Genomic DNA, 22639 nt, shown 5'->3' on the forward strand with positions numbered 1-22639 from the left:
CAGACCAAATCCACGAACCTCGTCCGCGTTCCCGCCGGAAAAAGCTTGACCATCCAACACTCCTTGAATCAGAGCGTTGCTACGACCGTATGACTTTGCGTCGGGTTTTGGGTGCTTTGCTCACGGTTCGCGGAAGGTCGGTAGCCTTGGGAAATGGCGACCCTGGGCAGATACCCGAAAGGCGTCGCGAAGCGTGCCGAGATCCTCGAGACCGCCCTGGCGCTCGTGGCTCGGCAGGGCTTCCACCAGACCTCGGTGCGGGACATCGCCGCCGCGGTGGGGCTCACGCAGGCCGGCCTGTTGCACTACTTCGAGTCCAAGGACGACCTCTGGGTGGCCATCCTCCGCACCCGGGACGAGATCGACGCGGCGAAGGATCCTGAGGACCCGGACCCGGCGGCCACTTTCGCGGCGCTGATCCGGCACAACGCCGAGGTGCCCGGGCTGGTGCAGATGTTCGCCAATCTGTCTGCCGCTGCGGCGACCGACCCCGCGCATCCCGCGCACGACTACTTCCGGGAACGCTACGCGCACTCGCGCCGGAATATCGCGGCGGGGCTGGGACGGATGCAGGTATCCGGCCGGCTGGACGCCTCGGTGGACCCCGAGGTGTTCGCGTCGATTCTGATGGCCGTCAGCGACGGCATGCAGGTGCAGTGGATGTTCGACGAGACCCGCGACATGGGTGCCCACGTCGAGGCCGTGATCGCGCTGGCCCGCACGCGAACTGTGAGCTGAACCCGAAAAGCCCGCGTTTCTGGGGCTTAGGTCACAGTTCGCGGTGCGGAGCGCGCTACAGGGTGGCCGCCGCGGGATCCCAGTCTTCGGCGAGCGGCGTGGGCTGGGTGACGCTTGACGCCACATCGACCGTGGTGCTGGTCTCTGCGGCCTCGGACACAGCCAGGAGCACATCGAGCACGTGCGCCGCGACCGCGCCGCTGGCCCGCTCGGGAACGCCGGCCCGGATCGACCGCGCCAGGTCGAGCACGCCGGACCCGCGACCATAGGTGGACCCGACCGCGGCGATCGTGGTCGGCTCCTCGTGGCCGAACCGCCACAGGGTGGACTCGCCCTCGAAGGTATTCGGGTCCGGCAGCACCAGGGTGCCCTCGGTGCCGCTGATCTCAACGAAACCCATCCGCGGCAGGGCGTTCTGGAAGCTGAAGGTGGACTGCGCGGACTGACCGCCCGCGAACGCGATGACCGCCGCGTGATGGGTCGGCACTTCAACCGGGAACTCGGTGCCCGCGCGGGGCCCGCTGCCGATGGTGCGGACCGCGCTGGAGGTGGACGACACCGCGCCGACCCGGCTGGCGGCGCCGAACGCGTGCACCAGCGTCGTGACGTAGTACGGACCCATGTCGAAGAGCGGCCCGGCGCCGTACGCGAACAGGAACTCGGGGTTCGGGTGCCAGGCGTCGGGGCCGGGAACGTGGAACATCGTGGTTGCCGTCAGCGGCTCGCCGATGTCGCCGCGGTTGATGGCCCGCATGGCGGTCTGGATGCCCGCACCCAGCACGGTGTCCGGCGCGCAGGCGACGCGGAGTCCCGCGGCGTCCGCCGCGGCGAGCAGTGCCGCGCCGGAGTCGTGGTCAAGGGCGAGAGGCTTCTCGCTCCAGACGTGCTTGCCGGCGGCGATGATGCGCTCACCCACCGCGGTGTGCACGGCGGGGATGGTGAGGTTCACGACGATTTCGATGTCGTCCCTGGCCAGCAGGTCCTCGACGGACCCGTGTCCGGGCACCCCGTAGGCCTCGGCCTGAGCCTGGGCGCGATCGAGGTCGAGGTCAGCGACAAACAGCACGTCGAGGTCGGCGAACGCCGTCATATTCTCCAGGTAGGTGCCGCTGATGACGCCGGCGCCGATGACACCGACGCCGACGCGTCCGGTGCGGCTCACTTGTCGTTCTCCGCGAGCCAGGCGAACGACGCCGCGATGCCCTCGAAGACATCACCCGCGTAGCCGTCGAACTCCACCACGCGCAGGGCGTACGGCGCGGCCTCGAGGATGGCGGCGACGCCGACGTCGCCGCTGCCGGCCGGCAGCTGGCTGCTGAAGGCGGTGACGAGCGCATCGGACACGTTCAGGGCACTGTCGCTGCCGGGCAGCGTCGTGACGATGTCGCCCTGGACCGGGCCGTCCTTGATGTGCAGGAACTGCACTCGGTCGCCCAGGCGGCGTAGCAGCTCCGGGGTGTCCGCGCCTCCGACGGTCGACCAGTAGGTGTCGAGTTCGAGGACCACGTCGGGGGAGAGGCCGTCGAGGAACAGCTCGTAGATGCTGCGGCCGTCGACCTTGTTCGCGAACTCCCACTGGTGGTTGTGGTAGCCGAAGCCCAGGCCGACAGCGGCCGCCTGCACCTGGAGCTCGTTCACGCGGTCGGCGATCCTGGCGGCGTCGTCAGCGGTCTGCCACCGATCGCTCGGGATGAACGGGTCGATGACCGTGCCGATGCCGAGCTGTGCGGCGGCGTCGAAGGTGCGGGCCGGGTCGTCGGAATCGATGACGGGTGCGTGTCCGGACGGCGCCGAGATGCCGGATGCCGCGAACGCCTTCTCGAACTCATCCGCGCGGTCGACGAACGCGTACGGCTCCACCTTGGTGAAGCCGATGTCGGCGACGCGGGCGATGGCCCCCTGGAGGTCGGCGGAGATGGCATCCCTCACGGTGTAGAGCTGGACCGAGGGCGTGCTGGACATACGTGCTCCTTTGGAAGTAAGTGCCTGATTCTTCTGCTGGAACAAACCTAACGGTGCAAGGTTTTATCCGCCAGACCCGGCGGCGGGTGATCCTGTGCGTTTGTACAGGGAGCGGCCCTAGGCTCGAGTGACTATGGATGACCCTCCCACGCACAAACCCTTGCTCCCTGCCCGCCCCGAAGCTTTTCGGACACAGAACTTCCGGGCACAGGGAGCCACCTCGTGAACGAATGGATCATGCTGGGCCTCGGGCTCATCCTGACGTTCGGCACCGGCGTGTTCGTCGCAGCCGAGTTCGCCCTCGTCACACTCGACCGCAGTGAGCTCGAGGCCCGAGCGGCCCGCGGCGAGAGACGTCTCGGCCCCACCATCAAGGCCTTGCGGATCACCTCGACGCACCTCTCCAGTGCACAGCTGGGCATCACGTTGACGACCCTGCTCACCGGATACACCTTCGAGCCGGCCATCAGCTCGCTGTTACGCGGCCCGATGACGGACCTCGGGGTGCCGGAGGGCGTCGTGCCCGTGCTCGGCACCGTGATCGGCATCTCGCTGGCCACCCTGTTCTCCATGGTGATCGGCGAGCTCGTGCCCAAGAACTTCGCCCTGGCCGTTCCCCTGGCCACGGCCAAGTTCGTCGTGCCGATGCAGGCCGCGTTCACGGCGGTGTTCAAGCCCGTGATCCTGCTGTTCAACAACACCGCCAACGCCCTCATCCGCCTGGTCGGCATCGAGCCCAAGGAGGAACTCTCCGGCGCGCGCAGCGCCGAGGAGCTCGGCTTCCTGGTGCGCCGGTCGGCCCTGGAGGGGCTGCTGGACGCCGACCACGCCGAAATGCTGGGCCGCACGCTACGGTTCGCCGAGCTCTCGGCCGCCGACGTGATGACCCCGCGGGTGCAGATGTCGTCGGTGCAGGCCGGCGACACCGCCGAGAACGTCGTGACCCTGGCCAGCGCCACCGGCTTCTCCAGGTTTCCGGTGATCGGCCGGGACACCGACGACATCCTGGGCGTGCTGCACGTCAAGCAGGCCTTCGCGGTGGCCCTGGGTCGCCGCACCCTGGTGCGGGCCGACGAGCTCATGCTGCCCGCCCTGCGGGTACCGGAGTCGATGGGCGTCGACCGGCTGCTCGGCACCCTGCGCCAGCAGGGCCTGCAGATCGCCGTGGTGTCCGACGAGTACGGCGGCACCGCCGGCATCGTCACTCTCGAGGACCTCGTGGAGGAACTCGTCGGCGAACTCGAGGATGAGCACGACAGGGCCAAGCCCGGCATCGTGCGCACCGGCCGCTCCATCGTCTTCGACGCGGGCCTCCGCCCCGACGAACTGCTCGAGCGGATCGGCGTCACCGTTCCCGAGGACGGCGACTACGACACCATCGCCGGATTCGTGACCGACCGGCTCGACCGGATGCCCGAGCTGGGCGACACCGTGCCCATCGACGTGGGCACCCTGCGGGTCGAGCGGATGGACGGCGCCCGCGTCTCGCGCATCCGTCTCACCCCCACCGCAACCACGGCCGACCTCGACCCGGTGACCGCTGCTAGTGAAGGGAGGCCGACCCATGAGTGAGTACCTTCCCGGGCTGCTCTGGCTCGTTGTGCTGCTGGCCGTCAACGCCTTCTTCGTCGGCGCCGAGTTCGCCGTGATCTCGGCCCGACGCTCGCAGATCGAGCCGTTGGCCGCGCAGGGCAGCAAGGCCGCCAAGACCACCCTGTGGGCCATGGAACACGCCACGCTCATGCTGGCGACCTCACAGCTGGGCATCACGGTGTGCTCGCTGGTGATCCTCAACGTGTCCGAACCGGCGATCCACCACCTGCTCGAGATCCCGCTGGGCCTCACGTCGCTCTCCGCAGAGGCCATCGGTGTGATCGCGTTCGCGGTGGCGCTGGGCCTGGTCACCTTCCTGCACGTGGTGCTGGGCGAGATGGTGCCCAAGAACATCTCGTTCTCGGTGCCCGACCGTGCCGCGCTGATCCTGGCGCCGCCGCTGGTGTTCGTGGCCACGGTGTTCAAACCGGTGATCTTCAGCCTGAACTGGCTGGCGAACGGGGTGCTGCGGCTGTTCAGGGTGACCCCCAAGGACGAAGCCACCAGCGCGTTCACGCTCGACGAGGTCGCCGGCATCGTGCGGCAGTCCACCCGTGAGGGCATGCTGATGGATGCCTCCGGCACGCTCTCGGCGGCGTTCGAGTTCACCACCAAGCGGGTCCTGGACGTGGAGGTGCCACTGTCCGGCATCGTATTCCTGCCCGAGCATGCATCGCCGGCGGACCTGCAACGGGCGGTGGCCGAGCACGGTTTCTCCCGCTACATCCTCACCGACGGGGCCGGGTTGCCCGCCGGCTACCTGCACCTCAAGGACGTGATGGACCTCACCGGACCGGACGCCTTCGCGCAGCCGGTGCCCGTCAAGCGGGTGCGCAAGCTGGCGACAGTGCTGCGAGACAGCGACCTCGAGGACGCCCTCGCGGCCATGCGCCGCACCGGCTCGCACGTGGCGTGTTCGTTCGACACGAGCGGGGTCGCCACCGGGGTGCTGTTCCTCGAGGACATCATCGAGGAGCTCGTCGGTGAGGTGGAGGACGTCACCAGCGTGTAGCCGGCGTGGTGGGTGTGCCCCGGAGGCAATCGCACCGTTTTATTAGGAAATAGTGCGTTTATTAGGACCGAATCGGGCAAAGCATCCTATTAAACGAACTTTGTCCTAATAAGCGACCGTTGAGTGCCTCAACTGAGCGTGGGTGCCGGGCGACGCAGCAGCGACCAGGCCACCACCACCGCGACAAGGGCCATGGCGGCAACGCCGAGGCCCGAGTAGCCCACCAGCAGCAGGACAGGGCCGGCGAGGGCCCCGCCGAGGGCGCCGGCGGCGTTCATCGACAGGTCGGAGAAACCCTGTAGCGCCGACCTGTCGTGCACCCCCACGGCCTCCGTGATCAGCGCCGAGCCTGCCACGACGGATGCCGACCAGCCGAGCCCGAGCAGGATCAGCCCGACTGTCATGGCGGTGGCGTTCTCGCCGGCGAGCCAGAACAGCACGAGCGCGGCCAACAGCAGGGCCTGGCCGGCCAGGATCACCGGCACCCGGCCCAGCCGGTCGGCCAGGGCGCCGAACAGCGGCGACAGCGCGTACATACCGGCCACGTGCAGGCTGATGGTGAGGCCCACGATGGTGAGTGAGGCGCCATGCTCGGAGAGATGCACCGGGGCCATCGACATCAGCGCCACCATGGTGGCGTGGCTGAGGGCGATGACCACCACGGCATAACGGGCCAGCGGGTTGGAGCGCACGATGGCCAGGCCGCCGTGCTGCCGGGTGCTTGTCGGCCGCGCCTCGCGCACCGACAGGGCGGTGAGCAGCGGGTCGGGGCGGAGCCCGATCGTGTAGACCAGGGCGGCACCGACCTGAGCGGCGAGGGAGAAGGCGAATGCCCCGGTCAGCGGCGGCAGGCCGAGCTGCGCGCCGACGACCTCGCCGGGACCGAACAGGTTGGGGCCGAGGACCGCGCCGATGGTGGTCGACCACACCACGATCGAGAGGTCGCGGGCGCGAGTGGTGGCGCCGGCCAGGTCGGTGGCGGCGAACCGGGCCTGCAGGTTGGTGGCCGAGCCCGCGCCCAGCAGCATCAGGGCGAGCAGCAGCAGCGGGAAGGTGTCCAGCGCGACGGATGTGATGGCCAGGATGGCACCGACGCCGGCGATCCCGGCGCCGGTGGCGAGGGACCGGCGCCGGCCGCTGGCCTGGGCCAGTCGGGCAAGCGGCACGGCCACCAGGGCCGCGCCCAGCGTGCTCATCGTGGCGGCCATGCCCGACCAGGCGTTCGAGCCGGAGAGCTGGGCGGCGAGCAGGGCGCCGAGCGAGAGCGTGGCACCCATGCCGATGCCACCGAGGATCTGGCCGAGGATGAGCACCCGAACGACCTTCCGCTGCAGGCGGGGGTGCGCGCTCGCATCCGTTCCGGCGGGACGGCGGGGTGTGGTCATCGGGATCCCTGCTGGTTGACTGTGTGGTGCGCTGCGGTGTCGATCAGCCTACGGCCGGTGACGTAAAGGCGGAATTTTTCGCCGAAACGCCGGCCGAGCTCCCCGCGCAGACGGCGTTTCGGGAATTTCTCCGCCTGTGCTGCTGCCGGTCGAGCCTGTTGAGGGAGTATCTTCGCGCCAACGGTGACGGCGGGAGATGCGCGGATGACGTTCGAGGCAGTGGTCGAGGCGGCCGTGCGAGTGGTCGAGGTGGTGGGTGCGGCCATCATGGTTTTCGGCGGGCTGGCGGCGCTGGTAGCCGGCATCCCGCGGATGCTGCGCGCGGACACCCGGGCGACGGCGTACCAGACCATGCGCCGGGAGCTTGGCCGGGCCATTCTGCTGGGCCTGGAGGTGCTGATCGTGGCCGACATCATCCGCACCATCGTGGTGGAACCCACGGTGGAGAGCGTGCTGGTGCTCGGGGCGATTGTGATCATCCGGGTGCTGCTGAGCTTCTCGCTCGAGGTGGAGATGGACGGCGTCTGGCCGTGGGCCAGGTGGCGGATGATGGGAAAAACTGAGACGTCGAGCCCGCCAGGCTAGGACGCGGTCGGGCCCGGCGGCCGGTGGGGTCGAGCGGATCAGGCCCGGCGCAACCGCCAGAGCGAGGTGACCTCGGCGGCCCTGGCCGCATACAGGGGGTCGGTCGTGTCGGCGACCTTGTGATGGGTGGGGCGGGTGTCGAGGCGCGCGATCACCGTGAGGCCGGCGTCGTCGATGAGGTCGAGCAGCGCGCTGCGGGAGCGCAACCCGAGCAGCTCGGCCAGGTTGGAGAGGATCAGCCAGCCCTCGCCGCCATCGGTGAGGTGCCCGGCGAGCCCGGCCAGGAAGCCGCGCAACATGCTGCTGTCGGGGTCGTAGACGGCGGCGTCGGTGCTCGTCGCGGCCGAGGCCGGCAGCCAGGGCGGGTTGCAGACCACAAGGTCGGCCCGACCCGCCGGGAACAGATCGGCGTCGAGAACGTCGACCCGGTCGCCCAGGCCCAGGCGTTTCAGGTTCTCTCCGGCGCAGGCCAGCGCGCGCGCCGACGTGTCGGTGGCCACCACTTTGTCGATGCCGCGGCGGGCCAGGATCGCGGCGATGACGCCGGAGCCGGTGCCGATGTCGAACGCCGACCCTGTCGCGGGCAGCGGAGCGGTGGCGACGAGGTCGAGGTATTCGCCGCGAACCGGCGAGAAGACGCCGTAGTGCGGGTGGATGCTCGCGCCGAGCGCCGCGACCGGCACACCCTTGACGCGCCACTCGTGCGCGCCGATCACGCCGAGCAGTTCGCGGAGCGAGGTGACCGACGCGGTGGTGCTGGGGCCGTACGCCTCATCGCAGGCCTGACGCACGTCGGGGGCGCGGCGGAGGCTCAGGGTGTGGTCGGCGTCGAGGGACACGAGCACCAGGCCCAACAGCCGGGCGCGGCGCATGGCCTCGGTGCGGCCCACCTCGAACGCGGCCTTGAGCGAGTCGCTGGGAGTGCGTCGGTGCCGGTCAACGCGACGGGCCATCGCCGTGAGCAACTGCCGGGCGTTCTGGAAGTCGCCCTGCCAGAGCAGGCCGGTGCCGGACTTCGCCAGCCTGTACGCGGCATCCGCGGTGAGGGTGTCGTCGACGACGACCACACGCTTGGGGGCCGGCCAGCCACCCTCGGAGTGCCAGCGGGCGGTGTGCTCGGTGTCGCCGTCACGCCAGTGGATGTCTGCGGGGGTGTTGATGCTTCCCGATTCGGTGCTCTGGGCGCCGTCGGGGGTGTTCGTGCTGGACATGGTGTCCGATCTTGTGCCGCTGGGTTTGGTATCCGCCCGAGTCGTGCACGCGGGACTCTCGGTCGGAACCAGCCCTGGCAGGCTGTCGCGACCTGTTCGATTATCGCATCCGTCGCCGCCCGACACCGAGAAGGGGCGGGCGGGCGACGGGCGAGCGCTACAGCAGGGCCGGCATGACCTCGCGCTCGAACAGCTCCAGGCCGGACCTGTCGTAGGCCGCCTCGGGGAAGTAGTGGATCGCGTAGCCGAGGCCGCGCTGCTTCATGTCGTTCAGGCGCTCCACGATCTGCTCGGGCGTGCCCACGCCCTGCGCCTCGCCGCTGCGGTACTCGGCCATGAAGCTCGCCGCGCCCTCGACGCCGAGATACGGGGTGACCCGGGCCTCGATGGCATCCAGCCGTTCGGCGACCTCGGCCTCGTCGCGGCCGATCACGGTGTTGTAGTTGGCCGAGCGCACGATGGCGTCGAAGTCGGTGCCGAGTGTGGCGCAGTGCTCGCGCAGCAGGTCGCTCTTGTGCGTGAAACCCTCTGGGGTGCCGTCGAAGTTGGTGTAGTTCGCGTACTGCGCCGCGATGCGCAGGGTGACCTTCTCGCCGCCGCCGGCGATCCAGATCGGGATGCCGCCCTCCTGCAGCGGCAACGGCCGCACGATGGCGCCGTCCACCTGGTAGTGCTCGCCGTCGAGGGTGGCGGTGCCGGTGGTCCAGGCCTGCTGCATGATCTGCACACCCTCATCGAGACGGGAGAGGCGTTCGCCGGCACGCGGGAAGCCGTAACCGTACGCACGCCACTCGTGCTCGTACCAGCCGGCGCCGATGCCCATCTCGACGCGGCCGCCGGAGATGATGTCGATCGTGGAGGCCACCTTGGCCAGGTACGCGGGGTTGCGGTAGCTCATGCAGGTGCACATCTGGCCGAGCCGCACCCGACTGGTGGTGGCGGCGAAGGCGCTCATCAGGGTCCACGCCTCGTGGGTGGCCTCCTCGCTGGGCACCGGAACCGTGTGGAAGTGGTCGTACACCCAGATCGATTCCCAGGCGCCGGCATCCGCGTGCGCGGCGAGGCCGCTCATGGTGGCCCACTGCTGGGCGGGGTCGATGCCGACGAGGTCGTGACGCCAGCCCTGGGGAATGAAGAGTCCGAAGCGCATGGGCCCAGCCTAGGGGTGGCGGCGGCGCGGCCGCGGAAACGGCGTCAGGCTGGCAGCACCGCGAACAGTGAATGGATGTTGCCCTCGGGGTCGGCGAAGAAGCCGGTCAGGTGCCCCCAGTCGCGCTCCGCTGGTGCGGCGATGGCCACCGCTCCACGCTCGACGAGCTCGGCGAACCGGGTGCGCACCTGGTTCGGGGTGCCGCACTGGAAGTTCAGCTCCACGGCCTGGCCGCTTCGCGGCGCCACGAACGACGGATGGTCGTGGGTGTGCGCTCCCATGCCGGCGCGCCGGAAGATGGCGAGCCGCACCCCGATGGGGCCGCCGAGCGCCACGTAGTCCGGCTCTCGCACGGTCACCTCGAACCCGAGCGCATGCTCGTAGAAGTCGGCCATGCCGGCCACGTCGTCGGCCAGCAAGGTCACCCCTTCGAGCATCATCGTGTCCATGCCTCAGACGGTAGCATCGCCCGGGTCGACTTACAGCCTGGTGTCGGGGTCCTCCGGTGTGGAGGAGCTGGTGGAGGCAGCGGCGCCGGCCTCGGCGGGCTCCGCATCCGGGCGGCGCAGGTGCACGCCCATCACGGTGAGGATCGCCAGCATGATTGCGCCGGCGAAGATCGCGATGTCGGCGACGTTGCCGATGAACAGGTTGCCGTAGCCGATGAAGTCCACCACGTGGCCGCGGGCGAAGCCGGGCTCGCGGAAGAGCCGGTCACCGAGGTGGGTGGTGGCACCGCCGAGCAGCAGGCCGAGGGCGACCATCCAGCCGCGGGACTCGACCCGCCAGGTGAGCATGGTGATCCACACCACGGCGCCGGCGGCGAGCACCGCGAACACCCAGGTGAAGTCGGAGCCGATCGAGAATGCGGCGCCGGGGTTGTAGACGAGCACAAAACGGATGATGTCCCCGATCACCGGAATGACCCTGCCATCGGCGAGTTCGGCCTCGGCCCACCACTTGGAGGCCTGGTCGATGAGGATCACCAGCAGGGCGATGCCGAAGGCGGGCCAGGCCAACCGGGAGGCCCGCCGCGAGCGGGTAGAGGCCGGCAGCGGAGTCTGGGAGGCAGCAGTCACCCCTCCATCATCCCAGCGATCGGGTGCCAGGCGCGGCGCGGCTCACAGAACCCTTCCCAAGCGAGGCGTGTAGCGTTGGTGCACCCGCACGCTGAGCCTGCCGGCTGCCGCGGGATTCACCCGAGCGGAATCATCCGCTCATCTGCCTGAGGAGAGCGCGCATGTCGACACCGTCCGACATTCCGACCGACATTCCGACCGACGACCCGATCGACGACAAGACCGCGACCGCGGATGCCGCGCCCGCCCGGGAGAGCGCAGCCGGACTGGCCGCCGTGGTTTACAACCCCATCAAGGTGAACCTCGACGACATCAAACGCGCCGTCGCCGCCGAAGAGGCCAAGGCCGGCTGGGGGGAGACCCTCTGGTTCGAAACCTCCAAGGAAGACCCGGGGCAGGGCGCAGCCCAGGCCGCGATCGATGCCGGCGCCACCATGGTGATCGCCGCCGGCGGCGACGGCACCGTGCGTGCGGTGGCCGAGGTCGTGCACGGCAGTGACGCGGCGTTGGCCCTGCTGCCGTCCGGCACCGGTAACCTCCTGGCCCGCAACCTCAACCTCACGCTCGACAACCTCGAACACTCGATCGGCACGGCCTTCAGCGGCAAGGACCGCAAGGTCGACATCGCCCGGATCGAGATCCGGCACGAGGACGACAGCGTCAGCAAGCACGCGTTCCTCGTGATGGCCGGCCTGGGCCTGGACGCCAAGATGCTCGCCAGCACCAACGACGAGCTCAAGGCCAAGATCGGCTGGCTCGCCTATGTGGGCGCGATCATCACGGCCCTGCGTGACCGCAACCAGTTGCGCCTGCGCTACAGCCTCGACGGCGGCCCCACCAAGTCGGTGCGCGCGCACACCGTGATCGTGGGCAACACCGGTACCCTCACCGCCAACGTGCTGCTGCTGCCGGAGGCCGTCATCGACGACGGGCAGTTCGAGATGCTGATGCTGCGCCCGGAGGGCTTCGTGCACTGGGTGCAGATCGTCGTCAAGGTCTTGTGGGAGAACGGCGTGCTGCGCCGCACGCCGCTCGGCCGGCGCATGATGACCAAGGAGGTCGAGGCCCTCAACTACGTCAAGGGCCGCCAGATCACCGTGAAGCTCAGCCACCCCGAGGAGATCGAACTCGACGGCGACGGTTTCGGCACCGCCACGGCGTTCAAGGCGCGGGTGCTGCCCGGCGGCCTGCGCGTGCGCGTTCCGCAGGAGTGACCGATGCTCCCGATGACCCGCAGGTCCCCACGACGACCACGTCGAGCAAGCGGAGACGGTCGCGTGCGTGAGCTGCTGCTGCCGGAGAGCGGCGCATCCGTCACTGTGCGCTCGACACCGGGTCCGGATGCGCCGGATGCGCCGGTGTTCGTCCTGGTGCACGGCATCGGCATGTCGCACCGTTACTTCGACCGGATGCACGCCGAGCTGGCCGCCACGGGCCCGGTGCACTCGGTGGACCTGCCGGGCTTCGGCCGCTCGCCCAAGCCCGCGGACGGGGTGTCGATCGAGCAGTACGCCGACTACCTCGGCGAGTTGCTGCCGATGCTGAGCGGGCGGCCCGTCGTACTGGTCGGGCATTCGATGGGCGCCCAGTTCGTGACCGAGACGGCCGTGCGCCACCCGACAGTGGTCGCCCACCTCGTCTTGATCGGTGGTGTCACCGACCCCACCCGATCTTCGGCGCTGCGCCAGGCTCTTGCCCTCGGCCGGGACACCCTGAAGGAACCTGTCAACGGCACCATGATCGTGGTGCGCGACTACCTTCTGTGCGGTCCGCGCTGGTACCTCGCCACCCTGCGGCCGATGCTCGCCTACCGCACCGACCTGCGGCTGCGGGAGGTGTACGCGCCGACCCTGGTGATCCGGGGAGAGGACGACCCGGTGTCACGCCACGACTGGGGCGTGCACCTCGCCGCGCAGGCTGCACGCGGGAAGCTGCTCGAGCTGCCCGGACGCCACCTCGTGCACTTCAGCGCCGCGGTCGACACGGCGGCCGGCATCCGGGAGTACGCCCGCACGGCCGCTCCTGATGGTGAGCCAGTCACGCCATGACCCGCAAGCCTGGTCGGTCGGCGCGGGGCCTGCTCTGCGTCGGCCTGCGGAACGCCGGCTCCTGGCTGCTGGACTACCGGTACGCCGTTCTCGCCCAGGTGCGTGGTGCCCTCGCCCGCACGCACCCCGACGACTACGCCTCGGGCGAGGCGGCGCCGGTGCTGATCATCCCGGGGATCTACGAGAGCTGGCACTTCATGCGGCCGCTGATCCAGGCGCTGCATGACGCCGGGCATCCGGTGCACGTGGTGACGCCGCTGCACACCAACCGGCGGCCGGTGGTGCCGTCGGCCGAGATCGTGGCCGAGTACCTGCGTGATCGCGAGCTGAACCGCCTGGTCATCGTGGCGCACAGCAAGGGCGGCCTGATCGGCAAGTACCTGATGACGCAGCTTGACCCCGACGATCGTGTCGAGCGGATGGTGGCGGTGAGCACCCCGTTCTCCGGCTCGCGATACGCCAGGTACATGCCTACTCCCAGCCTGCGCGCGTTCGCCGGCACCGACCCGCAGCTCGCCGCCCTCGGCGCCGATGCCCGGCTGAACGACCGGATCGTGTCGGTGTTCGGGCGGTTCGATCCGCACATCCCGGATGGCAGCATCCTGACGGGCGCCGAGAACGTGCGAATCGACACCGGCGGGCACTTCCGCATCCTCAGCCACCCCGACACCGTTCGCCAGGTGCTCGCGGCGGCCGCCCGCCCCTGACCCGCGCGAGCGGTGCTGCCCGCGAGAGCGGCCGTGGTGCTGCCTCAGCGCGGGGTGGCAGCCACACGACCGCTTTCGCGGGGTGATGGCTCGGCGCGGGCGGCAGCCACGATCGACTGGATGCGGCCGGGCACGGTGTCGTCCTGCAGCGAGGTGACGTCGCCGAGCGGGCGGCCGTCGACGATGTCGCCGAGCAGCCGGCGCATGATCTTGCCGGAGCGGGTCTTGGGCAGGTCGGGCACCAGGAACACGTCCCGGGGCTTGGCCACCGCGCCGATCTCGTGGGTGATGTGCGCCCGCAACTGCGGGGCCAGCTCGGCCGCCAGCGCCAGCCAGGCGGCCGGGTCATCCGTTGCCGGGGCCACCGCGGGAATCACGAACGCGGCGATGCCCTCGCCGGTGGTGGCATCGGCTACGCCCACCACGCCGGACTCGCCGACCGCCGGGTGCGACACCAGTGCCGACTCGATCTCGATGGTGGACAGCCGGTGCCCGGACACGTTGATCACGTCGTCGACCCGGCCGAGCAGCCAGATGTCGCCGTCATCGTCGTACTTCGCGCCGTCGCCGGAGAAGAAGTAGCCCTGCTCGGCGAACCGTGCCCAGTAGGAGTCGCGGTAGCGCTCCGGGTTGCCCCACACCGTGCGGGCCATGCCCGGCCAGGTGCCGGCCAGCACCAGATAGCCGCCGGTGCCGTGCGGAACCGGCTGACCCGCGTCATCCACCACCAGGGCGCTCAGGCCCGGCAGGGCGCGCAGGGCCGAACCTGGCTTGAGCGTGCTCACTCCGGGCAGCGGCGCCATCACGGCGGCGCCGGTCTCTGACTGCCACCAGGTGTCCACGATCGGGGCGTGGCCGGCGCCGATGTTCTCCCGGAACCACACCCAGGCCTCGGGGTTGATCGCCTCGCCGACCGAGCCGAGCAGACGGATGCTGGACAGATCGTGTTCGCTCGGCAATCCAGTGGGGAACCAGGTCATGAACGTGCGGATCAGCGTGGGCGCCGTGTAATAGGTGGTGACGCCGTAGCGCTGGATGATCTCGAAGTGCCGGCCGGGGTGCGGAGTGTTCGGGGTGCCCTCGTAGATCACCGAGGTGGTGCCGTTGGAGAGCGGGCCGTAGTGCACGTAGCTGTGCGCGGTGACCCAGGCGAGGTCGGCGGTGCACCAGTGCACGTCGTCGTCCTTGGCGTCGAAGACGGCCCAGTGGCTCCAGGACGCGTGGGTGAGGTAACCGCCGCTGGTGTGCACCAGGCCCTTCGGCTTGCCGGTGGTGCCCGAGGTGTAGATGATGAACAGCGGCGTCTCGGCGTCGAAGAACTCCGGCTCATGGGTGGCGGACGCCGTGTCGACGGTGTCGTGCCACCACACGTCGCGACCGGTCGTCCAGGGGATGTCCGGGGTCAGGTCGCCGGTGCGGCGCACCACGAGCACGTGCTCGATCTGGTTCGTGCCCGACACGGCTTCGTCGGCGGCTTCCTTCACCGGCACGGCCTGGCCGCGGCGGAACTGGCCGTCGGTGGTGACGAGCAGCTTGGCGCCGGTGTCCTCCACCCGGAAGCGCAGTGCCTCGGCCGAAAAGCCGCCGAACACCAGGGAGTGGATGGCGCCGAGGCGGGCGACCGCGAGGGTGATGATGATCGTCTCGGGGATCACCGGAAGGTAGATGACGACCCTGTCACCCTTTTCGATGCCGAGGGCGGTGAGCGCGTTCGCGGCGCGGGCGACCTCTCTTTCGAGGTCGGCGTAGGTGAGGGTGCGCCGGTCGCCGGGTTCGCCCTCGAAGTGGAACGCGACCTTGTCGCCGCGGCCGGCGGCCACGTGCCGGTCGACGCAGTTCACCGCCACGTTCAGTTTTCCGCCGGCGAACCACTCCGCTCGCGGCACGCTCAAGACGCCGTCGGCATCCGGGGCGGGCGGCTGCCAGGTGTGGTCGGTGTGCCAGGGCTCGGCCCAGTCCAGGCGCTTGGCCTGCTCGGTCCAGAAGGCGACCGGGTCGGCTGCGGCTTTTTCGTACCAGGAGGCGTCGACATTGGCCCGCGCGGCGAACGCGGCCGGCGCCGGGTAGCGGCGGTGCTCGGTGGAGAGGTTGCGGATGGTGGCGCTGGTGTCGGTCCAGTCCGCGGTGGCAGCGCGGGTGGCCGGGGGGTGGGTGTCCGTGTTGGCGTGAGTGCTGGTGCTGGTGCTGGTGCTGGTGCTGGTGCTGGTGTCGAGGTTCGGCATGGGCACACTCCGGCGGCTGGTTCTGATGGCGGACTATCGGGCGCTTTCGACGCTACGCAGCGCGGGCATCCATTGCAGGCAGCGGCGCAATGCGGCGTAACCTGCGCGGCCGGGCGGTGGCCGCTCGCGGCAGGTCTTTGTCGCGGCGGCAGGTGTCGTTCGCGGCGGCACAGGCTCTACCGCGTGCCGCGGCGCCTGATGCGTGCCGCGGCGCCTGCCGCGTGCCGCGGCGCCTGACGCGTGCCGCGGGCGCCGGTCAGGCCCACTTGGTGATGGCCCACTTTTCGAACACGCCCAGGATGGCGTCGGTGAGCTTGCCGAGCAGAGCGAGCAGGATGATGGCGAGCAGGATGCGGTCGATGCGGCCGTTCGTGCCCGAGATGGAGAGCAGATAGCCCAGCCCCATCGACGCGCCGAGCAACTCGGCGGCCACCAGGAACAGCCAGGCCTGGGCCAGCGCGAGCCGCAGCCCGGAGATCACCGACGGGATCACGGCGGGCAGCTGCACGGCGGTGAACAGCCGCACCCCGCGCAACCCGAAGGCGCGGCCGGCCTCAACGAGCTGGCGGTCCACGTGCCGCAGTGCCTGCGCGACCGTGGTGTAGACCGGGAAGAAGGCGCCGATGGCGACGAGAACGATCTTGGATTCCTCGCCGTACTTCAGCCAGATGATCAGCAGCGGCACCCAGGCCAGCGACGGCACGGCCCGGATGGCGCCGAGGGTGGGCGCGAAGAGCACATCGGCGGCGCGGGAGAGCCCCACCAGCGACCCGGCGGCCAGGCCCAGCGCGGCGCCGATGGCGAACCCGATGAGGACTCGCTGGGTGGAGATGGCCACGTAGAGGGTGAGTTCGCCGCGGTCGAAGAGGTCGACGGTGGCGATCCAGACCATGGCCGGAGACGGCAGTTGGGACACCGTGACCAGGCCGAGGGCGGTGCTGAGTTGCCACAGGATCAGGATCAGCACCGGCAGGAGCAGCCCGCCGAGGATGCGTGCGCTCCGCCGCGACGTCAACGGCCGGCGCACGACGGGCGCCGTGTCCGGGGCGAGGGTCTCGGTCATCGGTGGCCTTTCGTGCGGGATGGGTGTGGCGGTGAAACCGAGGCGGTGAGGCGGATGCCGCGGCGGCCTGCGTGCGGCCGGCGCGGCATCCACCGGGCTACTCGATGATCGTCGGGTCGGCCTTCGTGGCGAAGGTGTCGTTCACGATGCTGTCGAGGGCGTCGTCGACCTGGCTCTGCTCGAGCACGTCGCCGGTCTCGACGAAGATCGGGCCGATCGTGGTGAGGACGTCGATCTGGGCGTCGCCGGGGACGTTGTCGACGTCGAGGTTGGAGCGTTCGGTGATGACCTTCGTGGCGACCGCGAGGTCGAGTCCGGCGACGTCGGCGAGGATCTGTGCGGTCTCCTCCTCGTTCGCCAGCGCCCAGGCGCGGGCGTGCTCGTAGACGTCGACGACGGTCTGGGCCACATCCGGCTTCTCGGTGATGAAGGCCTCGGTGGCGTTGAGGAAGCCGTAGCTGTTGAAGTCGACGTTGCGGTAGATGAGCTCCGCACCGGCGGCTTCGGCACCGGCCATGATCGGGTCGAGTCCGGCCCAGGCGTCGACCGAGCCGTTCTGCAGGGCGGCCCAGCCGTCGGCGTGCTGCAGGTTCTGCACGGTGACGTCGTCCAGGCCGAGGCCGGCCTCTTCGAGCGCCTGCAGCAGGAAGAAGTACGGGTCGGTGCCCTGGGTGGCGGCGATCTGCTTGCCCTTGAGGTCTGCGACGGAGGTGATCTCGGAGCCGTCCGGGACGACGAGGGCGGCCCATTCGGGCTGCGAGTAGATGTCGATGACCTGGATGGGCGAGCCGTTCGAGCGGTGCAGCAGCGCGGCGGAGCCGGCCGTGGAGCCCACGTCGATGGCGTTGGCGCGGAGGGCCTCGTTGGCCTTGTTCGAACCGGCGGACTGCACCCAGTTGACGGTGATCTCCTGGTCGGCGAGGGCCTCTTCGAGCCAACCCTTCTCCTTGATCACCAGGCTGAGCGGGTTGTAGGTGGCGAAGTCGATGTTGAGCTCGCCGCCCTGGGTGACGATGCCGGCGTCGTCGTCGGTGCTGACGGCTGCCTCGGCGGCGGGCTGGTTCTCACCGGCGACGCAGCCGGTGAGCAGCAGGGCGGCGGCCGCGGCGGAGGCGATCAGGGCGGTGGCGGTGAAGCGTTTCTTCATGGCGAGTCTCTCGTTGGGTGCGGGCGGGGAACGGGCATCCATGCTGTGGATGTGGTGCGGTGGAACGTGGAGGGGGTCGGGCTGGTCAGTAGGGGAAGTGCGGGATGCCGGTGTTCGAGGCGACACCTCGGGCCTCGCCGTGCCGGTCGATGCCGAGGCCCGCGAGGAGGCGCCCGCGCAGCTCGGCGAGTTCCGCCGAGCCGCGGTCGCGGGGCCGGTTGCCGGGCACGGTGAGTTCCTGCACGATCGTGGCACCGGGTGTCGTGGCGCCGCCGACGGCCTGTGCGGCACCCGTCGAGGCCGGCTCCTGGCCGAGCAGGATGATCCGGTCGGCCAGCTGCAGAGCCTCGTCGACATCGTGGGTGACGAGCAGCACCGTGGTGGGGGCGGCGGCGTGCACGTCGAGTAGGAGGTCCTGCATCTTGAGCCGGGTGAGGGCATCCAGTGCGCCGAAGGGTTCGTCGAGCAGCAGTACGCCGGGGTTGCGGGCCAGGGCGCGGGCCAGCGACGCGCGCTGCGCCATGCCGCCGGAGATCGCGGCGGGCCGGTGCCCGGCGAAGGCCGTGAGGCCCACGAGTTCGAGCAGCTCGGCGACGCGGGCGCGGCCGGCCTCGCGTGCGGTGCCGCGCGGCAGGCCGAGGGACACATTGGCCGCCACCGTGCGCCAGGGCAGCAGGCGCGGCTCCTGGAACCCCACCGCGCAGCGGGTGTCGAAGGCGGTGCTTGGCGTGCCGTCGATCTGCACCGAGCCGGTGCTGGGGGAGTCCAGCCCGCCCGCGATGCGCAGCAGGGTGGACTTGCCGCAGCCGCTGGTGCCGAGGATCGCGAGGACCTCGCCGGGACGCACGGTGAGCGACACGTCGCGCAGCACCGGGCGGGCGGCACCGGATGCCACGGTGCCGCTGCTCGGCGCGAAGGTGCGCCCCAGCCCGGCGAACTCCACGGCGAGGGCCGCCTTGGTGGTCGCCGGCCGGACGGTCCGGTCGCGCTCCGACACGCCGCCGAGCCCCGGGGCGCGGCGGGCGGCGGTGCTCGTGGCGGTGCTGGCAGACATGGGCGTCCGATCGGTTGGGAGGTCGACGTTTTCTCGACGCTATCCAGCCGGCCGGGCCGGCGCACGCCCCTCTGCAACGCAACGTAGTAATCGGGTGTCGGGCGCGCGGGCGAGGACGCCGGCCTTCACGCCCAGGAGTTGGGATGATTGACCCATGACTCGAACCGTTTCCGGAGCCCGCGTGCTGATCACCGGCGCCGCCGTGGGCATGGGCCGCCTCTACGCCGAGCGGGCCGTCGCCGAGGGCGCACGGGCCGTGATCCTGTGGGACCGGGACGCCGCCGCGCTCACGGCGACCGCCGCCATCCTCACCGAACGTGCCGGCGGCAGCACCCAGATCGCCCCATACGTCGTCGACATCGCCGACCTCGGCGCGATCGCGCAGACCGCCCAGCGGGTGCGCACCGAGGTGGGCAACCCCGACATCGTGATCAACAACGCCGGCATCGTGCGCGGGTCGTTCTTCTGGGAGCACGACAACGGCGACGACACCCGCGCCACGATGCAGGTGAACGCCCTGGCCCCGATGTACATCACCCGGGAGTTCCTGCCCGCCATGATGCGCAACCCGTACCGCGAATCGCGCATCGTCAACATCGCCTCCGCCGCCGGGATGCTCTCCAACCCGCGAATGAGCGTCTACGCGGCCTCCAAGGCCGCCGTGATCACCTGGAGCGATTCGCTGCGCCTCGAGCTCGCCCAGCAGGGCTTCGACCACGTGCGGGTGAGCACCATCGCGCCCAGCTACATCTCCACGGGCATGTTCGACGGCGCCCGCGGCCCGTTGTTGACCCCCGTGATGACCCCGGAGTACGTGGTCAACCGGGTCTGGCGGGCGATGCTCGCAGGCTCGCCCCAGCTGCTGATGCCGTGGACCGTCGGCTTCTCCAAGAAACTGCGCGGCGTGCTGCCGCTGGCGGCCTGGGATGTCGTGGCCGGCCGGGTCTTCGGCGTGTACAGCTCGATGGACACCTTCGTCGGGCGCCGCTGACCGGATCTGCGCAGTCCACCCGGGTCGGATCAGCCGGCCCGGTTGACACGTCTTGTTCCGCGACGTACGATGGAAACGATTCCATGGAAACGATTCCACGGGTCGCCGGAGTCATCAGCAATACCAAGCACGCACACACAAGGGAGTGGCTGTGGAAGCCGTAACGATCAAGGACGTCGCCGCCCTCGCTGGCGTCTCGGTGGGCACGGCCTCCAGGGTCCTGTCGGGCAACCCGGCCACCTCGGCCGACACCCGCGAACGCGTCGCCGCCGCGGCCGCCGAGTTGGACTACCAGCCCAACGCCCAGGCCCAGGCCCTACGGTCCACCCGGTCCAACTCCCTCGGCCTGCTGGTACCGGATGTGCGCAACCCCTTCTTCGCCGACCTCGCGCACGCCGCCGAACAGGCCGCCCTCTCGGCCGGCTACGTCACCCTGCTCGGCAACGCCAACGAGCGTAACGACCAGCAGGACCGCTACCTCGACACCCTCATCTCCCGTCGGGTCGACGGAGTGATCGTCGCCCCCGTCGGCGACGACGGCGGCCGGCTGCGCGCCCTGATCGAGCGCGAGATTCCCACGGTGCTCGTGGACCGTACCGTTCCCGGCCTCGACCTGCCCAGCGTCACCACCGACAGCGAGACCGGCATCCGCCAGGCCGTGCGGCACCTCGCTGAACAGGGCCACACCCGGATCGGCTACATCTCGGGCCCACAGGCCACCTCTACCGGCCGGGACCGCTTCGCGTCCTTCACCCGCGCCGTCGCCGAGGCCGGCCTCAGCCAGGACCCGGAGCTGGTCTACTTCGGCGACTACCAGGCCGCCAGCGGCTCGGCCGGCGTGCACACCCTGATGGACCTCACCAACCCGCCCACCGCTCTGCTCGCCGCCGACAGCCTGATGGCCGTCGGCGCCATCAGCATCCTGCACAGGCTCGGTCTGCGAATCGGCACCGACATCGCCCTCGTCGCCTTCGACGACATCGAGTGGTTCGCGCTGCTCAACCCGGCGCTGAGCGTCATCGCGCACAGCGTCGAAGACATGGGCCGGATCGCCGTTGACCTTTTGTTGCAGGTGATCGCCGGGCACACCCCGGAGTCGGTGGTGCTACCCAGCGAACTGATTGTGCGGGCCTCCTCGGCCACGCCCATCCGCCCCACGACACAGCCTGAGCAAAGGAGCCAGCAATGACCGTGAAACCCCTGATCACCTTACAGAACGTGACAAAGACCTTCGGCCAGGTCACCGTCATCCAGGACGTGACCGTGAGTGTCTACCCCGGCCAGGTGCAGGTGCTGCTCGGCGAGAACGGCGCCGGCAAGTCCACCCTGATCAAAATGGTCGCCGGCGTCTACCAGCCCGACGGCGGCCAGATCCTCGTCGACGGCGCCGTGACCAGCCTTCCCAGCACCCGCGCCGCCGAAGAACACGGCATCGCCACCATCCACCAGGAACTCAACCTCGTGGCCACCATGAGCGTGGCCGAGAACGTGATGCTCGGCCGGATGCCCACCAAGCTCGGCATGGTCGACCGCAAGGAACTCCGCCGGCAGGCCCGCGCGGCACTGGCGCTGATCGGCCTCGAGATCGACGTGGACACCCCGGTCGGTCAGCTCGGCATCGCCCGGCAGCAGCTGGTGGAGATCGCCAAGGCCCTGAGCATCAACGCACGTGTGCTGATCCTCGACGAACCCACCGCCGCGCTCACCCGGCACGAGACCCAGGCCCTGTTCGCCGTGATGGCCGACCTCCGCCAGCGGGGCGTCGGCATGCTCTTCATCAGCCACCACCTCGACGAGATCGCCGAGGTCGGTGACACCGTCACCGTCATCCGCGACGGCCACTTCATCGCCGAGGTTCCCGCCTCCACTCCCGAAGACGAGCTGGTCAAGCTCATGGTCGGCCGCAGCATCGAGGACCAGTTCCCGCGCCGCGCCGACGAGACTCCCGCGCTCACCGAGGTGCTCACGGTGACCAACCTCACCAGCGCCGGCCACTTCGACGACATCAGCTTCACCGTGCGCGCCGGCGAGGTGCTCGGCATCGCGGGGCTCGTCGGGGCCGGCCGCACCGAACTGATCCGCGCCATCGCCGGCGCCGACAAATACGACACCGGCTCCGTCACCGTACGCGGTGCGCAGCTGCCCAAGGGTGACATCCAGGCGGCCATCCGGGCCGGCATCGGCCACGTGCCCGAAGACCGCAAGGGCCAGGGCCTGGTGCTGGACGCCTCGGTCAACGACAACCTCGGCTACGCCACCCTGGCCTCCAGCGCCAAGCTCGGCCTGGCCGACTTCACCGGCCAGCGCCGCCGCGCCGAGGCCGTGGCCGAGAAGCTGCGCATCCGGATGCACACCATCGACCAGCCGATCCGCTCACTCTCCGGCGGCAACCAGCAGAAGGCTGTCTTCGGCCGGTGGATCATCGCCGCCTCGACGGTGCTGCTGCTGGACGAACCGACCCGCGGTGTGGACGTGGGCGCCAAGGTCGAAATCTACGAACTGATGAACTCGATCACCGCAGCCGGTGGAGCCATCGTCATGGTTTCCAGCGAACTGCCCGAGATCCTGGGCATGAGCGACCGCATCCTCGTCATGCGCGACGGCCGGCTGGCCGGCGAACTCAGCGCAGCGGATGCCACCCAAGACACCGTCATGACTCTTGCTGCCCGCGACGTCGCCGCGCAGCGCTGAA

General features: G+C 69.9%; 21 protein-coding genes. 10 read left to right on the plus strand and 11 right to left on the minus strand.

The features are described 5' to 3' along the window. Positions 1–153: 153 nt before the first annotated feature. Positions 154–738 carry a TetR/AcrR family transcriptional regulator gene (locus E3O60_RS00990; protein ID WP_134496904.1) on the plus strand — a complete coding sequence of 195 codons (585 nt, stop codon included), beginning with the start codon at positions 154–156 and terminating at the stop codon, positions 736–738. Between the two features lie 55 nt (positions 739–793). On the opposite strand, the gene E3O60_RS00995 is transcribed toward E3O60_RS00990, so the two are convergent. Further along, the gene (locus E3O60_RS00995) at positions 794–1900 is read right to left on the minus strand and encodes a Gfo/Idh/MocA family protein (RefSeq protein WP_134496906.1); all 1107 of its coding nucleotides are present in this window, start codon (positions 1898–1900) and stop codon (positions 794–796) included. Further along, positions 1897–2700, minus strand: a complete 804-nt coding sequence (locus E3O60_RS01000) for a sugar phosphate isomerase/epimerase (RefSeq protein WP_134496908.1) — start codon at positions 2698–2700, stop codon at positions 1897–1899. The genes E3O60_RS00995 and E3O60_RS01000 overlap by 4 nt, the downstream gene beginning before the upstream one ends. A gap of 222 nt (positions 2701–2922) precedes the next feature. Here E3O60_RS01000 and E3O60_RS01005 point away from each other — a divergent pair, with 222 nt between their 5' ends. After that, a complete protein-coding gene (locus tag E3O60_RS01005; RefSeq protein WP_134496910.1) occupies positions 2923–4272 on the plus strand; it encodes a hemolysin family protein in 1350 nt (449 codons plus the stop codon). Next, the gene (locus E3O60_RS01010) at positions 4265–5305 is read left to right on the plus strand and encodes a hemolysin family protein (RefSeq protein ID WP_088457509.1); all 1041 of its coding nucleotides are present in this window, start codon (positions 4265–4267) and stop codon (positions 5303–5305) included. The genes E3O60_RS01005 and E3O60_RS01010 overlap by 8 nt, the downstream gene beginning before the upstream one ends. A gap of 128 nt (positions 5306–5433) precedes the next feature. On the opposite strand, the gene E3O60_RS01015 is transcribed toward E3O60_RS01010, so the two are convergent. Next, positions 5434–6690, minus strand: a complete 1257-nt coding sequence (locus E3O60_RS01015) for an MFS transporter (RefSeq protein ID WP_134496912.1) — start codon at positions 6688–6690, stop codon at positions 5434–5436. Positions 6691–6894: 204 nt separating this feature from the next. Here E3O60_RS01015 and E3O60_RS01020 point away from each other — a divergent pair, with 204 nt between their 5' ends. Further along, complete coding sequence (locus E3O60_RS01020) at positions 6895–7275, plus strand: DUF1622 domain-containing protein (RefSeq protein WP_088457505.1); 381 nt, start codon at positions 6895–6897, stop codon at positions 7273–7275. 38 nt (positions 7276–7313) lie between these two features. Here E3O60_RS01020 and E3O60_RS01025 read toward each other — a convergent pair whose 3' ends face one another. The 4 genes from E3O60_RS01025 to E3O60_RS01040 form a co-directional block, all read right to left on the minus strand. Continuing rightward, positions 7314–8486, minus strand: a complete 1173-nt coding sequence (locus E3O60_RS01025) for a class I SAM-dependent methyltransferase (RefSeq protein ID WP_134496914.1) — start codon at positions 8484–8486, stop codon at positions 7314–7316. A gap of 157 nt (positions 8487–8643) precedes the next feature. Then, the gene (locus E3O60_RS01030) at positions 8644–9636 is read right to left on the minus strand and encodes an LLM class F420-dependent oxidoreductase (protein ID WP_134496916.1); all 993 of its coding nucleotides are present in this window, start codon (positions 9634–9636) and stop codon (positions 8644–8646) included. A gap of 44 nt (positions 9637–9680) precedes the next feature. Further along, entirely contained in the window at positions 9681–10085 is a 405-nt protein-coding gene (locus E3O60_RS01035; RefSeq protein WP_088457502.1) for a VOC family protein, read from the minus strand. A gap of 30 nt (positions 10086–10115) precedes the next feature. After that, on the minus strand, positions 10116–10715 hold the full coding sequence (locus E3O60_RS01040; protein WP_240632286.1) for a signal peptidase II: 600 nt from the start codon (positions 10713–10715) through the stop codon (positions 10116–10118). A gap of 161 nt (positions 10716–10876) precedes the next feature. Between E3O60_RS01040 and E3O60_RS01045 the strand changes: the two genes are divergently transcribed. The 3 genes from E3O60_RS01045 (at position 10877) to E3O60_RS01055 (ending at position 13470) form a co-directional block, all read left to right on the plus strand. Continuing rightward, a complete protein-coding gene (locus E3O60_RS01045) occupies positions 10877–11929 on the plus strand; it encodes a diacylglycerol kinase family protein (protein WP_088457501.1) in 1053 nt (350 codons plus the stop codon). 63 nt (positions 11930–11992) lie between these two features. Next, the gene (locus E3O60_RS01050; RefSeq protein WP_166788936.1) at positions 11993–12763 is read left to right on the plus strand and encodes an alpha/beta fold hydrolase; all 771 of its coding nucleotides are present in this window, start codon (positions 11993–11995) and stop codon (positions 12761–12763) included. Continuing rightward, positions 12760–13470, plus strand: a complete 711-nt coding sequence (locus E3O60_RS01055) for a triacylglycerol lipase (protein ID WP_088457499.1) — start codon at positions 12760–12762, stop codon at positions 13468–13470. The genes E3O60_RS01050 and E3O60_RS01055 overlap by 4 nt, the downstream gene beginning before the upstream one ends. 44 nt (positions 13471–13514) lie before the next feature. Here E3O60_RS01055 and acs read toward each other — a convergent pair whose 3' ends face one another. The 4 genes from acs to E3O60_RS01075 form a co-directional block, all read right to left on the minus strand. Further along, positions 13515–15692: an acetate--CoA ligase gene (acs, locus tag E3O60_RS01060; protein WP_134496920.1), complete on the minus strand. Its 2178-nt coding sequence runs from the start codon at positions 15690–15692 to the stop codon at positions 13515–13517. Positions 15693–15948: 256 nt separating this feature from the next. Beyond that, the gene (locus E3O60_RS01065; RefSeq protein ID WP_088457497.1) at positions 15949–16755 is read right to left on the minus strand and encodes an ABC transporter permease; all 807 of its coding nucleotides are present in this window, start codon (positions 16753–16755) and stop codon (positions 15949–15951) included. 97 nt (positions 16756–16852) lie between these two features. Next, positions 16853–17902 (minus strand): aliphatic sulfonate ABC transporter substrate-binding protein, encoded by a 1050-nt coding sequence (locus tag E3O60_RS01070; RefSeq protein ID WP_103461232.1) that lies wholly within the window; start codon positions 17900–17902, stop codon positions 16853–16855. An 85-nt stretch (positions 17903–17987) separates the two neighbouring features. After that, a complete protein-coding gene (locus tag E3O60_RS01075; protein ID WP_134496922.1) occupies positions 17988–18956 on the minus strand; it encodes an ABC transporter ATP-binding protein in 969 nt (322 codons plus the stop codon). Positions 18957–19110: 154 nt separating this feature from the next. Here E3O60_RS01075 and E3O60_RS01080 point away from each other — a divergent pair, with 154 nt between their 5' ends. The 3 genes from E3O60_RS01080 (at position 19111) to E3O60_RS01090 (ending at position 22638) form a co-directional block, all read left to right on the plus strand. After that, positions 19111–19947 carry an SDR family NAD(P)-dependent oxidoreductase gene (locus E3O60_RS01080; RefSeq protein ID WP_103479873.1) on the plus strand — a complete coding sequence of 279 codons (837 nt, stop codon included), beginning with the start codon at positions 19111–19113 and terminating at the stop codon, positions 19945–19947. Positions 19948–20098: 151 nt separating this feature from the next. After that, positions 20099–21136 (plus strand): LacI family DNA-binding transcriptional regulator, encoded by a 1038-nt coding sequence (locus E3O60_RS01085; RefSeq protein ID WP_088458152.1) that lies wholly within the window; start codon positions 20099–20101, stop codon positions 21134–21136. After that, positions 21133–22638, plus strand: coding sequence for a sugar ABC transporter ATP-binding protein (locus E3O60_RS01090; RefSeq protein WP_103461228.1), 1506 nt, complete (start codon positions 21133–21135; stop codon positions 22636–22638). The genes E3O60_RS01085 and E3O60_RS01090 overlap by 4 nt, the downstream gene beginning before the upstream one ends. Position 22639 lies beyond the last annotated feature (1 nt).

This window comes from Cryobacterium sp. TMB1-7 (genome assembly GCF_004402435.1).
GTDB lineage: Bacteria > Actinomycetota > Actinomycetes > Actinomycetales > Microbacteriaceae > Cryobacterium > Cryobacterium zongtaii.